At 72.4% G+C, this 12,044-nt stretch carries 15 protein-coding genes; 7 read left to right on the forward strand and 8 right to left on the reverse strand.

The window, feature by feature from the left end; translation table 11 throughout:
• Positions 1-58: 58 nt before the first annotated feature.
• The 3 genes from ACFWFR_RS12235 to ACFWFR_RS12245 all read right to left on the reverse strand — a co-directional run bounded on the left by ACFWFR_RS12235 (position 59) and on the right by ACFWFR_RS12245 (position 2,744).
• Positions 59-1,291: an SPFH domain-containing protein gene (locus ACFWFR_RS12235; RefSeq protein ID WP_191804668.1), complete on the reverse strand. Its 1,233-nt coding sequence runs from the start codon at positions 1,289-1,291 to the stop codon at positions 59-61.
• 61 nt (positions 1,292-1,352) lie between these two features.
• Entirely contained in the window at positions 1,353-1,802 is a 450-nt protein-coding gene (locus ACFWFR_RS12240) for an NfeD family protein (RefSeq protein WP_056647117.1), read from the reverse strand.
• Positions 1,803-1,958: 156 nt separating this feature from the next.
• Positions 1,959-2,744 carry an ABC transporter ATP-binding protein gene (locus ACFWFR_RS12245; protein ID WP_191804664.1) on the reverse strand — a complete coding sequence of 262 codons (786 nt, stop codon included), beginning with the start codon at positions 2,742-2,744 and terminating at the stop codon, positions 1,959-1,961.
• Positions 2,745-2,771: 27 nt separating this feature from the next.
• On the opposite strand from ACFWFR_RS12245, the gene ACFWFR_RS12250 reads away from it, so the two are divergent.
• Positions 2,772-3,611: a hypothetical protein gene (locus tag ACFWFR_RS12250; protein ID WP_377616907.1), complete on the forward strand. Its 840-nt coding sequence runs from the start codon at positions 2,772-2,774 to the stop codon at positions 3,609-3,611.
• Here the strand turns inward: ACFWFR_RS12250 and glgA are convergent.
• Complete coding sequence (gene glgA, locus ACFWFR_RS12255) at positions 3,575-4,795, reverse strand: glycogen synthase (protein WP_377616906.1); 1,221 nt, start codon at positions 4,793-4,795, stop codon at positions 3,575-3,577. The genes ACFWFR_RS12250 and glgA overlap by 37 nt on opposite strands.
• A 136-nt stretch (positions 4,796-4,931) precedes the next feature.
• Between glgA and ACFWFR_RS12260 the strand changes: the two genes are divergently transcribed.
• Genes ACFWFR_RS12260 through ACFWFR_RS12270 form a run of 3 tightly spaced genes read left to right on the forward strand, consistent with a single transcriptional unit; the run spans position 4,932 to position 7,361 of the window.
• A complete protein-coding gene (locus ACFWFR_RS12260) occupies positions 4,932-6,170 on the forward strand; it encodes a glucose-1-phosphate adenylyltransferase (RefSeq protein WP_056647129.1) in 1,239 nt (412 codons plus the stop codon).
• The gene (serB, locus tag ACFWFR_RS12265; protein WP_377623145.1) at positions 6,163-6,840 is read left to right on the forward strand and encodes a phosphoserine phosphatase SerB; all 678 of its coding nucleotides are present in this window, start codon (positions 6,163-6,165) and stop codon (positions 6,838-6,840) included. The genes ACFWFR_RS12260 and serB overlap by 8 nt, the downstream gene beginning before the upstream one ends.
• Before the next feature lie 29 nt (positions 6,841-6,869).
• A complete protein-coding gene (locus ACFWFR_RS12270; RefSeq protein ID WP_377623150.1) occupies positions 6,870-7,361 on the forward strand; it encodes an HAD domain-containing protein in 492 nt (163 codons plus the stop codon).
• Positions 7,362-7,405: 44 nt separating this feature from the next.
• On the opposite strand, the gene ACFWFR_RS12275 is transcribed toward ACFWFR_RS12270, so the two are convergent.
• The 4 genes from ACFWFR_RS12275 to ACFWFR_RS12290 all read right to left on the reverse strand — a co-directional run bounded on the left by ACFWFR_RS12275 (position 7,406) and on the right by ACFWFR_RS12290 (position 10,064).
• A complete protein-coding gene (locus ACFWFR_RS12275; protein WP_377623146.1) occupies positions 7,406-7,711 on the reverse strand; it encodes a thioredoxin family protein in 306 nt (101 codons plus the stop codon).
• Positions 7,712-7,853: 142 nt separating this feature from the next.
• A complete protein-coding gene (locus tag ACFWFR_RS12280; RefSeq protein WP_377623147.1) occupies positions 7,854-8,423 on the reverse strand; it encodes a SixA phosphatase family protein in 570 nt (189 codons plus the stop codon).
• Between the two features lie 14 nt (positions 8,424-8,437).
• Positions 8,438-9,205: an enoyl-ACP reductase FabI gene (gene fabI, locus ACFWFR_RS12285; protein WP_191804652.1), complete on the reverse strand. Its 768-nt coding sequence runs from the start codon at positions 9,203-9,205 to the stop codon at positions 8,438-8,440.
• A 130-nt stretch (positions 9,206-9,335) separates the two neighbouring features.
• Positions 9,336-10,064 carry a beta-ketoacyl-ACP reductase gene (locus ACFWFR_RS12290; protein ID WP_377623148.1) on the reverse strand — a complete coding sequence of 243 codons (729 nt, stop codon included), beginning with the start codon at positions 10,062-10,064 and terminating at the stop codon, positions 9,336-9,338.
• A 172-nt stretch (positions 10,065-10,236) separates the two neighbouring features.
• Here ACFWFR_RS12290 and ACFWFR_RS12295 point away from each other — a divergent pair, with 172 nt between their 5' ends.
• From ACFWFR_RS12295 to ACFWFR_RS12305, 3 genes are read left to right on the forward strand one after another with little or no spacing between them, the layout of a single operon-like run.
• Positions 10,237-10,674, forward strand: a complete 438-nt coding sequence (locus tag ACFWFR_RS12295; RefSeq protein ID WP_377616901.1) for a DUF3099 domain-containing protein — start codon at positions 10,237-10,239, stop codon at positions 10,672-10,674.
• Complete coding sequence (locus ACFWFR_RS12300; RefSeq protein ID WP_056647148.1) at positions 10,667-10,915, forward strand: hypothetical protein; 249 nt, start codon at positions 10,667-10,669, stop codon at positions 10,913-10,915. The genes ACFWFR_RS12295 and ACFWFR_RS12300 overlap by 8 nt, the downstream gene beginning before the upstream one ends.
• Positions 10,912-11,982: an SURF1 family protein gene (locus ACFWFR_RS12305; protein ID WP_377623149.1), complete on the forward strand. Its 1,071-nt coding sequence runs from the start codon at positions 10,912-10,914 to the stop codon at positions 11,980-11,982. The genes ACFWFR_RS12300 and ACFWFR_RS12305 overlap by 4 nt, the downstream gene beginning before the upstream one ends.
• The last annotated feature ends 62 nt before the right edge of the window (positions 11,983-12,044 follow it).

Below are 12,044 nucleotides of genomic sequence, written 5' to 3' on the forward strand. Positions count from 1 at the left end.
AGGGGGCACCGCGAGCGCGGCACCCCCTCGGGCGTTCGAGCACTGCTGCTGTGATGCCCTACGGGCGGTCCTCCGGCGTCTCCTCACCAGGCTCCGGCGCGTCGGCCGGCACGGCCGGCGGCCCGAGCGGGCGCGGGGACGCGGTGCCCGGCTCCGGGGCGGGAGCGAAGCGCTGACCGGGGCCACCGGGGCGCTGCCCGCTCTCCACCTGCGGGTCGAACGGCAGACCCGAGTGCGTGCCTGCGCTCGTCGCGTCGGCCGTCGCGGCCTCGGCCTGACGTCGCGCCTCGGCGAGCGCCTCGGCCGGGTCGACCAGGGCCGGGGTGCCGAACTTGACGCGGTCCCGGTCGCGCTCGCGACGAGCGGCCTCGGACGCCTCCGACCCGTCGCCGGACGGCGTGGGCAGCCCGCCGAAGCCCTGGGCGATCGACCCCAGTGCCGCCGTGAACTCGGTGGGGATGACCCACAGCTTGCTCGCGGTGCCGTCGGCGATCTTGGGCAGCATCTGCAGGTACTGGTAGGCGAGCAGCTTGGGGTCTGCGTCGCCCTCGTGGATCGCGTCGAAGACCTGCAGGATGGCCCGCGCCTCGCCCTCGGCGTTCAGGATCGCCGCCTGGGCGTTGCCCTCTGCACGGAGGATCGCGGCCTGCTTCTCACCCTCGGCCGTCAGGACCTGGGACTGCTTGATGCCCTCGGCCGTGAGGATCGTGGCGCGGCGGTCACGCTCGGCGCGCATCTGCTGCTCCATGGAGCCCTGCACGCTCGCGGGCGGGTCGATCGACTTGAGCTCGACGCGGTTGACGCGCACGCCCCAGCGCCCCGTCGCCTCGTCGAGCACGCCGCGGAGCTGGCCGTTGATCTGGTCGCGGCTCGTCAGGGTCTGCTCGAGGTCCATGGAGCCGACGACGTTACGCAGCGTGGTGACCGTGAGCTGCTCGATGCCCTGGATGTAGTTGGCGATCTCGTAGACCGCCGACTTGGGCTCGGTGACCTGGAAGTAGATGACCGTGTCGATGCTGACCACGAGGTTGTCCGAGGTGATCACGGGCTGCGGGGGGAACGAGACCACCTGCTCGCGCAGGTCCACGCCCGCGCGCACCCGGTCCACGAAGGGGATCAGCAGGTGCAGGCCCGGCTCGAGCGTGCTCGAGTAGCGCCCCAGCCGCTCGATGATCAGCGCCGTGGCCTGCGGGACGATCCGCACCGCCTTGACGAGCGCGATGATCACGAACAGCAGGATCAGCCCGAGCACGATGTACACGGCGATCATTCCGGGTTCTGGTTCAGTCATCGATCTTCTCCTGAGGATGGTTCTCGGTGAGCGGGCGGTCGAGCGGACGGGCTGTGGCGGCTCAGACCGTGTGGCTGTCGGACGCGACCGACTGCACCACGGCCGTGGCTCCGTCGATGCGGACCACGCGGACCTCGGTACCGGTCGCCAGCTCGGGCGACCCGTCCACGGTCCGGGCGCTCCAGATCTCTCCCTGGAGCTTGACGCGGCCGCCCAGCTCGGTCACCCGGGACACGACGACGGCCGAGCGACCCACCTGGGCGGCGGCGCCGGTCTCGGTGAGCGGCATCCGGTGGCGCAGGTGGCGCAGCAGCCACGGGCGCAACGAGAACAGGAGGGCGGCCGAGACGACCGCGAACGTGATGATCTGCAGCCACAATGGACCGCCTGCCGCGTTGACCCCCGCGGCGGCGAACGCTCCCCCCGCGAACATGATGAGCACGAGGTCCAGGGAGATGATCTCGATCAGGACGAAGAGGAGACCTGCTCCGACCCACCACAACCAGTCCATGACGGTTCCTTCCGTCGTGCGGCTCGTCCTGCGCGTCGTCGACGCGTCGACATCACCTGCGTTGACACCACCTGCGTTCTTTGCCCAGATTTTACCGGAAGAACGAGGTCCGTGCACCTATCGGGCGTGTCGGACGTCGGCGCGTCCGGGGGCGCTTCAGCGCGCCGCGCGCGCCATCCAGCGGCCGCCGCCGTGCGCGACGAACAGGGGCAGACCGAACGCCTCGCTCAGGTTCTCGGCCGTCAGGACCTCGTGCAACGGACCGGCACGGTGGACGCCGCCGTCCTTGAGCAGCAGGACGTGCGTGAAGCCCGGCGGGATCTCCTCGACGTGGTGCGTCACGAGGACGAGCACGGGCGAGGCAGGGTCCGAGGCGAGCTCCGAGAGCGCCCCCACGAGCTCCTCGCGCCCGCCCAGGTCCAGACCCGCGGCAGGCTCGTCGAGCAGCAGCAGCTCGGGGTCCGTCATGAGCGCGCGAGCGATCTGCACGCGCTTGCGCTCGCCCTCGCTCAGCGTGCCGAACAGCCGGTCCGCCAGCGACAGGACGTCGAACGCCGCGAGCAGGTCCTCGGCACGCTCGGTGTCGAAGTCCTCGTACGACTCGTTCCAGCGGCCCGTGACACCGTAGGCCGCGGTGACCACCACGTTGCGGACGGTCTCCGAGGCCGGGATCTGCTCCGCGAGCGCCGCGCTCGCCAGGCCGATGCGGGGCCGCAGCCCGAACACGTCGGTGCGGCCCATCCGCTCGCCGAGCAGGTCCGCGGTGCCCGCGCTGGGGTGCATGCGTGCTGCGGCGATCTGCAGCAGGGTGGTCTTCCCCGCGCCGTTGCGGCCCAGGATCACCCACCGCTCGCCCTCGTTCACCTGCCAGTCCACGGAGTCGAGGATGGTCTTCGTGCCACGGCGCACCGTGACTGCCTGCAGGTCCAGAACCGAGCTCATGGGACACGACCCTATAGGTTGGCGGACGTGGAATCCCACTCTGCCCTCGCGCTCCCCCGTACCGTCGTCCTCGCCCTGTGGTCGCAGGCGCTCGGCCCGCAGGGCGGCGAGCCCGTCGATCCCGACGGTCCCGGCGCGGCGCTCGTGCGCCGCGCGGTCGCCGCGGTGCGCCTCGACGACGAACCTCACACGGTCGAGGGTGACGAGACCGCCTCGAACCTGGCCGACCTGGTCGCCCGCTGGACCCGTTCGCCGTTCGAGGTGTGCGCGGTGCTGCCGGCCCCCGGCGACCCGCTCGGCGTCCCCTCGGTCGTGAGCGCCGACGCGACCGACGCCGAGGAGTGCCTGCTCGTGCAGTCGCCCGAGGGGGCCTGGGCGCTCGTGCCCGAGGTCACGGCGTTCGGCAGCGTGTACGAGACGGGGCACCTGGTCACGTGGCACGTGACGACCGTGCCGACCTGGCGCACCCAGGTGCTCGCCGCCGTCGGGACCCTCGCGGACGCCGAACGAGACCTGCGCGTGGCCCTGCTCACCGCGACCGAGGCCCTGGCCTCGCTCGACGTCGCCCGTTGGCGCGAGGACGCCGCCGAGACGATCGCGGCGCTGCGGTCCACGACTCCCCCGGACTGGCCGCTGCCGGCCGCCCGCTCGGAGTCGGACGCGCGCCGCGTGCGCGTGCTCGCCCAGGCCGCACGGCTGCGGGCCATCGTGGACCTGGCCACGGCCGACGACGGCGGCGCGGTCAACCTCTGGCAGGCCGACCAGCGCTCGACCGCGCTGCGCGAGGTCGACCGGGCCGCACGGCGGGCCATGTCCGCCGCGACGGCCCGCTACGCGACGGGACCGGACCCGAGCACGCTGCGGTAGACCTCGAGCGTGCGGTCCGCGATCGCGTCCCACGCGAAGTGGTCCTCGACCCTGGTCCGGGCCGCGCGACCCATCTCGCGCGCCCGCTCCGGGTCCGAGACGACCGCGACGAGCGCCGCGGCGAGGTCGGCGACGAACCTGTCCGGGTCCACGGGCGTCCCCGTCCCGTCGTCGACCTGCTCGATGGGGACGAGGTGGCCCGTCACGCCGTCGTCGATGACCTCGGGGATGCCGCCGGTCGCAGAACCGACGACGGGCAGCCCCACGGCCATGGCCTCGAGGTTCACGATCCCCAGCGGCTCGTAGACCGAGGGGCACACGAACACGGTCGAGGCCGCCAGGACCGCGACGAGCTCCTCGCGCGGGAGCATCTGCTCGATCCACACGACCCCGGTGCGCTGCTCGGCGAGCCGCGCGACGGCCTCGCTCACCTCGGTCGCGATCTCGGGGGTGTCGGGCGCGCCCGCGCAGAGGACCAGCTGGACCTCGGGCGGGAGCTGTGCGGCCGCGCGCAGCAGGTACGGCAGGCCCTTCTGGCGCGTGATGCGTCCGACGAAGACCACGGCCGGGCGCTCGGGGTCGATCCCCAGGTCGCGGACCACGCGGTCCGCCGCGGCGACCTGCGCCTCGGACTCGGGGCGACGCCAGCCGTCGAGGTCGATCCCGTTGTGGACCACGTGCACCTTGGCCGGGTCGACGTCCGGGTAGCAGCGCAGGATGTCCGCGCGCATGCCCGCCGAGACGGCGATGATGCCCGCCGCGGCCTCGTAGGCCGTCTTCTCCGCCCAGCCGGAAAGCGCGTAGCCGCCCCCGAGCTGCTCGGCCTTCCAGGGTCGCAGCGGCTCGAGCGAGTGAGCGCTGAGGACGTGCGGGATCCCGTGCAGGAGCGAGGCGAGGTGCCCGCCGAGGTTCGCGTACCAGGTGTGCGAGTGCACGAGGTCGGCTCCGGCCACGTCGTCGGCCATCGCCAGGTCCACGCCGAACGTCCCCAGCACGGGGTTCGCCGAGGACAGCGAGCCGGGCACCGAGTACCCCGTGACCCCCTCCTCGCTGCGGGGTCCGTCGAAGCTGCGCACGCGCACGTCGATGCGTTCGCGCAGCACACGGGACAGCTCGGCGACGTGGACGCCCGCGCCTCCGTAGACGTAGGGCGGGTACTCACGGGTCAGCAGGTCGACTCTCACGCGGCACACGCTAGCGCGCCCGGCGGGGCCCGTGCGCACGGCAGGCCGCCCGCGACGCTCTCGCACCGCGAATCACCCACGACCAACCCGTGGTTCCGTCCCCACGAACCTCGGCCGAGGCCATAAGGTTCTGCCCATGGCCGCCCCACGTGTCCTCGCAATCGTCCTCGCCGGTGGCGAGGGCAACCGGCTCATGCCGCTCACCGCCCACCGCGCCAAGCCGGCCGTACCGTTCGGCGGCATCTACCGCCTGGTCGACTTCGCGCTGTCGAACCTGGTGAACTCGCACTACCTGCACATCGTCGTGCTGACGCAGTACAAGTCCCACAGCCTCGACCGCCACATCACCAAGACGTGGCGCATGTCGTCGTTGCTCGGGAACTTCGTCGCGCCGGTCCCGGCACAGCAGCGGGTGGGCAAGCACTGGTACCTCGGCAGCGCCGACGCGATCTACCAGTGCCTCAACATCATCGAGGACGAGCGCCCCGACATCGTCGTGGTCGTCGGCGCGGACCACGTGTACCGCATGGACTTCTCCCAGATGGTCGACGCACACATCGCGTCGGGCGCCGAGCTGACCGTCGCGGGCATCCGTCAGCCCATCTCGATGGCGGACCAGTTCGGGGTCATCGACACCGACCCCGAGGACCCCACCAAGATCCGTGCGTTCCTCGAGAAGCCGACCGACCCCGTCGGGCTCGCGGACTCGCCCCTCGAGGTCCTGGCGTCCATGGGCAACTACGTCATCAACGCCGACGCTCTGGTCGCGGCCGTCACGGCGGACGCGACCGACCCGGACTCGCGCCACGACATGGGCGGAGACATCGTCCCGGCCTTCGTCGCGCGCGGCACGGCCGGCGTCTACGACTTCATCCGCAACGACGTGCCCGGCTCCACGGACCGGGACCGCGACTACTGGCGGGACGTCGGGACCCTCGACGCGTACTACGACGCGAACAAGGACCTCATCTCGATCACGCCGGTCTTCAACCTCTACAACGACGAGTGGCCGCTGCACACCGGGTACGTGGGCCTGCCGCCCGCGAAGTTCGTCCACTCGGGGCAGGGCCGGCTGGGGCACGCCGCCGACTCGCTCGTCTCCCCCGGCGTGATCATCTCCGGAGCCACCGTGGTGGGCTCGGTCCTGTCCCCCGGCGTCTACCTGCACTCCTGGTCGTCCGTCTCCGACTCGGTCCTCATGGACGGGGTGCAGGTCGAGCGGCACGCCCAGGTCCACCGCGCGATCCTCGACAAGAACGTGATCGTCACCGAACGCGCCCGCATCGGGCTCGACCCGGCGCAGGACCGCGCCCGTGGGTTCACCGTCACCGAGTCGGGTATCACCGTCGTCCCCAAGGGAACCATCGTTGAATAGCACTGCCGCCCGTCCTGACGTCTCGACCCGCCGCCTGGTGGTCATGGACGTCGACTCGACCCTCATCACGCAGGAGGTCATCGAGCTCCTGGCGGACCACGCCGGGACCCGCGAGCTCGTCACCGAGGTCACCGAGCGCGCCATGCGCGGAGAGATCGACTTCGGCGAGTCCTTGCGCGAGCGGGTCGCGACCCTGGCCGGGGTCCCCGTCAGCGCGTTCGAGGACGTGCTCGAGCGGGTCACGCTCACGCCGGGCGCTCGCGAGCTGATCACCGAGCTCCAGGGCCGGGGCTGGACCGTGGCCCTGGTCTCGGGGGGCTTCGAGGAGATCGTCGCTCCCCTGGCCGAGAGCCTCGGGATCACGCACTTCCGGGCGAACCGGCTCGAGGTCGTCGACGGCCGGCTCACGGGACGGACGACCGGCCCCGTGATCGACCGCGCCACCAAGGAGGTCACGCTGCGCGAGCTCGCGGCCGCCCAGGGCGTGGACATGGCGGACACCGTCGCGATCGGCGACGGCGCCAACGACCTCGACATGATCGGCGCGGCCGGGATCGGGATCGCGTTCGCGGCCAAGCCCGTCGTGGTCGCCCAGGCCCCGCACTCGGTGCCGGGTCCGCGCCTCGACGCGGTGCTGGAGATCATCGACGCACCGGGGCGGACGGCCTGAGGGCTCGTCCGGCGTCGTCGCGACCGATCCTGTTCCTCGACGTCGACGGGACCCTGCTGCCGTTCGGGGGCCCGGGGATGCCCGCGGTCCCGGACGCACCGGAGTCCTGGACGGCGGCGTCGAACCCCCACCTGGCGCGGGTCGACCGGCGGCTCGGGCCCCTGCTGGCCGGGCTGGGTTGCGAGCTGGTGTGGGCCACGGCGTGGATGCACGACGCGAACGAGGTGATCGCGCCCCTGCTGGGCTTGCCGCACCTGCCGGTCGCTGATCTCCCCGCCTACGACGGCGACCGCGGTGCCGACGACCTGCAGTGGAAGACGAGGGCGCTGGTCCGGATCGCGGACGGCCGTCCGTTCGTCTGGGTCGACGACGTGATCGGGCACGCCGACCGGTGGTGGGTCGAGATCGAGCATCCCGGTGCCGCCCTGCTCCACCAGGTCGAGCCCGCGGTCGGGGTGACCTCGACGGACATCGCCACGATCGCCGCCTGGCTGCGGGACGTGGAGCCTCCCGTCGGCTGACGGGCCGTGGGTGAGGATCCCGGCCAGGACGCCTGCAACGGGTGCTAGCCCACGTTCGTGAGCGCATCGACGAGCTGTCCGACCGTGGGCGCCCCCGCGAGACCCTGCGGGGTCGGGTAGAGACGGCAGGCCAGCCCGCTCGCCTCCTGGTGCTCGAACAGGTCGCGCCCGTCGAGACGAAGCGTGGGTGACCCCGGGAAGGCGAGCGCCGCGGCGTGCTCGTCCGTCAGGACCTCGACGAGCTCGACGGGTCGACCGGGAACGCCCACGAGCTCCAAGGCCCGCGCGAGGTTGTCCCGCGCGACCGTCCAGCTCGGACAACCTTCGAAGTACAGGAGCTCGATCGTCATGGCTCCATGATGGCCGATCCGCGCGCCGTCGCCGGGGCGGACGGCCTGAGGGCACCACGGACCGCGAGCAGGTACGTCGAAGCCCCTTCCTCCCGTCGATCGGGTGGAAGGGGCCTCGTGCTTCGCGCGGTGTGCCCCCCCCTCAGCTCGAGGGGCGCCCGACGTACGACAGGTTGGCGACCGCGCCGTCCCACTCTCCCCACGGGGTCGAGGACTCCAGGACGCTGTACGTCGCCGTGGGGACCCCCACCCGGACCTGGGCGAGCGCGCCCGAGTCGGAGCCGGGGCCGGCCAGGTGCGCCGCGGTCGCGGCCATGGTCGGCTCGTGACCGACCACCAGGAGCGTGCGCACCCGGGAGTCGGCGCCGCGCACCATGTCCAGCACGTCCCGCACCCCGGCGGCGTACAGGGTGTCGGTCACCACGACCTCCGGGGCGACGTCACCGAGGTGCGCCGAGAGGAGGTCCCACGTCTGGCGTGTGCGCAGGGCCGAGGAGCACAGGACGAGCTCGGGGACGAGCGAGGAGTGCGCCAGCGCGGCGCCGACCCGGCCGGCCTGGCGCCGTCCGTTGAGCGCCAGCGGGCGAAGGACGTCGTCGACGCCCCCGGCAGGCTCCGCCTTGGCGTGCCGGAGCAGCACCAGGCGGTGCGTGCCGCCTGGCGCCCCGGAACCGGCGGCGTCGGACGCCACCGACGATCTGCCGTCTCGCACGTTCGCCCCTCTCGTCACAGCCCCATGGCGTGCACGCCGCCGTCGACGTGCACGATCTCCCCCGTGGTCGCCGGGAACCAGTCTGACAGCAGCGCGACGACCGCGCGTGCGGCGGGCTCCGCGGTCAGCTGGTCCCAGCCGAGCGGTGCACGCGTGGGCCAGCCGTCCTCCATCTGCTCGAAGCCGGGGATCGACTTCGCCGCGGTCGTGCGGATGGGTCCGGCGGAGACGAGGTTGGTGCGGATGCCCTCCGGGCCCAGGTCGCGCGCGAGATAGCGGTTCGCCGACTCGAGCCCGGCCTTCGCGACGCCCATCCAGTCGTACACGGGCCACGCGAACTGCGCGTCGAACGTGAGCCCGACGACGGCGCCACCGTTGGTCATGAGCGGCTTGGCGGCCACGGCGAGGGACTTGTAGGAGAAGGTCGAGACCTGCAGCGCGGTCGCGACGTCCTCCCACTTCGCGGAGAGGAAGTTGCCGCCCATGACGCTCTGGGGCGCGAACCCGATCGAGTGCACGACGCCGTCGAGCGTGTCCACGTGCTCGCGGACCGCGTCGGCCAGTCCGGCCAGGTCCTCCTCGTTCGTCACGTCGAGCTGCACGACGGGCGCCTCGACCGGCAGACGCTTGGCGAACGCCTGCGTGAGCTTCATCTGGCGACCGAACGAGGAGAGCACGACCGTGGCCCCCTCCTCCTGCGCGAGCCGGGCCGCGTGGAACGCGATCGAGGAGTCGGTGAGGACGCCGGTGATCAGGAGCTTCTTGCCTTCGAGCAGACCCATCAGTTCTTCTTCCGTTCTTTCGTCGTGCGCTGCTTGAGCGTACTCATGGACGACCTGCCCGGGGTAGTTCTCGGGGGTCGTGCGGTGTGTCGAGGAGCACGCCGTGCGCCTCGACGACGTCAGGTGGTGGTCAGTGCCCCATGCCGAGGCCGCCGTCGACCGGGATCACGGCGCCGCTGATGTAGCCCGCGTCGGGGGACGCGAGGAACTGCACGACGCCCGCGACCTCGGTCGCCTGGGCGAAGCGTCCCGCGGGGATGTTCGCCTTGTACTGCTTCTGGCGCTCCTCGGGCAGCTCGGCGGTCATGGCCGTCTCGATGAACCCCGGGGCGACGACGTTGGCCGTGATGCCGCGACCGCCGAGCTCGCGCGTGATCGAGCGCGCCATGCCGACCAGCGCGGCCTTCGAGGCCGAGTAGTTGACCTGTCCGGGACCGCCGTAGAGGCCCACGACCGAGGAGATGAGGATGATGCGGCCGCGACGCAGGCGGATCATGCCCTTGGAGACGCGACGCACGCACCGGAAGGTCCCGGTGAGGTTGACGTCGATCACGGACTCGAACTCGTCGTCGGTCATGCGCATGAGGAGCTGGTCGCGGGTCACGCCCGCGTTCGCGACGAGGACCTCGACGGGGCCGAGCTCGGCCTCGATCGCGGCGAAGGCCGCGTCGACGGCCTCGGTGTCGGTGATGTCGCCCACGACGCCGAACACGCCCTCGGGCAGGTCGCCGCTGCGGTAGATCGTCGCGACACGGTCACCGTTGGCGACGAACCGCTCGGCGATCGAGCGACCGATGCCCCGGTTGGCGCCCGTGACGACCACGGTGCGCGGGCTGGGGGAAGCGGGGGCTTCGGACACGACATCTCCTCGTTCGGGTGGCCTGGGAGGCGTCGTCCGCGGCGGGGTGTCCCCCGCTCGTCCGGCACGTCGCCGCAACGACCGTACCGCGAGCGCCCGACGACGTGCGCGCAGGGACCATCACAGGCGACCGGGGTCCTTTGTCGGGTTCCGACAAACGTAGGATGGAGGGGTGAGCAGCAACAACAAGGTGCCGAGCATCTCGGACGCACCGGAGTCGCTCGCGCAGGACCAGGCCCGGCGCACCAAGCGCTACCTCATCCAGATGGGGATCCGGCTTGTGTGCTTCGTCGGGGCCGTGATCGTCCACGGGTGGTTCTCGTTCGTCCTGATCGGGGCCGCGATCGTCCTCCCATACGTCGCGGTGCTGCTCGTCAACGCCGGCCGCGACCAGCGGACCTACGACGTCTCGCCCATGGAGCGCCTCCAGGTGGAGGCCGCCCCCGACCACCCGAGCCTCGGGCGGGTCGTCGAGCTCGACGAGGACGGCCAGGTGCGCAGCGACGCCTCGGACTCCCCCACCCACCCCGGCGACGGCACCGACGGGCCCGCCGACCCCGCCGGCCGGACCACCGACCGAACGAACACGCAGGAGCCGCACGATGGTTGACCTCCTCCACCTCGCCGACCCCGTCGACGAGGGTGAGCTGCTGTGCAGCGCCAAGGGTTGCCGCGCCGAGGCGGCGTGGGGCCTGCTCTGGAACAACCCCAAGCTCCACACGCCTGAGCGCCGCAAGGTGTGGCTCGCGTGCGACGACCACCGCGAGCACCTCGAGACGTTCCTGGGCGCCCGGGACTTCTGGAAGCAGACCGTGCCGGTCGCCGACCTCGAGCGTCGGCCCGAGCTGTGACGCCTCCCTCCCCCGAGCTCCCGGACGCCCCGGCGAACCCCGAGCCGCCGACGCCCCCTGAGACCTCGGGACCGCAGGCGCGCACCCCCGACGCGGCCCAGCTCGCCCACGACGTCGCCCGCGACGCCAAGGCCGAGCCCCGGACCGTCCGCCAGTGGATCACGCTCGCGCTCGGCGTCCTGCTCGTGGCGGCGCTGTGCGTGCTCGCGGGGCGCTGGCAGTGGCACCGCTACGAGTCGCGCTCGGCCCAGATCGAGATCATCGAGTCCAACTACGACGCGACCCCGGTCCCGCTCGCCGACGTCCTGCCCGGGCCGGGCGCCGAGCTGGACCCGCAGCGGGTCTGGCAGCAGGTCACGCTCGAGGGCAGCTACGTCCCCGAGGCGACCGTGCTGCTGCGCAACCGTCCGGTCGCCAGCAAGGCCGGGTTCCACGTCCTGGTCCCGTTCGTCACCGAGCCCACGGACGGCAGCGAGCCGGTCGTCATGGTCGTCGACCGCGGCTTCGTGCCGCTGGGCGCCGACGCGAGCGCACCCGACGAGGTGGCCGCTCCGCCGTCGGGCAGGGTCGAGGTGACCGTGAGCCTGCGCGTCGACGAGCCCGCGTCGAGCCGCGAGGCCCCCGACGGGCAGGTCCAGGCCATCAACACGGCCCAGGTGCTCGCCGAAGGGCCCGACGGCGGCGCGTGGGCCGACGGGATGACCGTCGGCGCCTACGGCTCGCTCCGCGCCGAGGACCCGGCCCCTGCCGCCTCGCTGAGGGCCCTGGCCGTCCCGGACACCGATCCCGGCTCGCACCTGTCGTACACGTTCCAGTGGTTCGTGTTCGCGGCGGGCGCGATCGGCGGCTTCCTCGTCCTGATCCGCCGCGAGAAGCGCGAGACCGTGACGGCGGGAGACCTCCTGGGCGAGCAGCGCGCGTCGGGCCGCACCCCTGGGGAGCCCGCTCCCCGGCGTCGTCGCGGACCGACCGCCGAGGAGGAGGAGGACGCCCTCCTCGACGCGCAGGCGGCCGCGCAGGACCCCGCGACGCACGGGCCCGCGACGCACGACGACGCGCGGACCTGACCGGCCCGCCCGCAGCGCACGCTCCACCGGGAACGACGAACGGCCCGCCTGCTCCGAGGAGC

The sequence above is a fragment of the Oerskovia sp. NPDC060287 genome, from assembly GCF_042726775.1.
Classification (GTDB): Bacteria; Actinomycetota; Actinomycetes; order Actinomycetales; family Cellulomonadaceae; genus Oerskovia; species Oerskovia merdavium.

What these genes read in the sequence shown, in the direction of transcription:
- fabI (WP_191804652.1), bottom strand. Translation starts at nt 9,205, where the DNA reads ATGGGTCTGCTCGAAGGCAAGAAGCTCCTGATCACCGGCGTCCTCACC.
- ACFWFR_RS12235 (WP_191804668.1), bottom strand. Translation starts at nt 1,291, where the DNA reads ATGACTGAACCAGAACCCGGAATGATCGCCGTGTACATCGTGCTCGGG.
- ACFWFR_RS12260 (WP_056647129.1), top strand. Translation starts at nt 4,932, where the DNA reads ATGGCCGCCCCACGTGTCCTCGCAATCGTCCTCGCCGGTGGCGAGGGC.
- ACFWFR_RS12275 (WP_377623146.1), bottom strand. Translation starts at nt 7,711, where the DNA reads ATGACGATCGAGCTCCTGTACTTCGAAGGTTGTCCGAGCTGGACGGTC.
- ACFWFR_RS12245 (WP_191804664.1), bottom strand. Translation starts at nt 2,744, where the DNA reads ATGAGCTCGGTTCTGGACCTGCAGGCAGTCACGGTGCGCCGTGGCACG.
- ACFWFR_RS12300 (WP_056647148.1), top strand. Translation starts at nt 10,667, where the DNA reads ATGGTTGACCTCCTCCACCTCGCCGACCCCGTCGACGAGGGTGAGCTG.
- ACFWFR_RS12240 (WP_056647117.1), bottom strand. Translation starts at nt 1,802, where the DNA reads ATGGACTGGTTGTGGTGGGTCGGAGCAGGTCTCCTCTTCGTCCTGATC.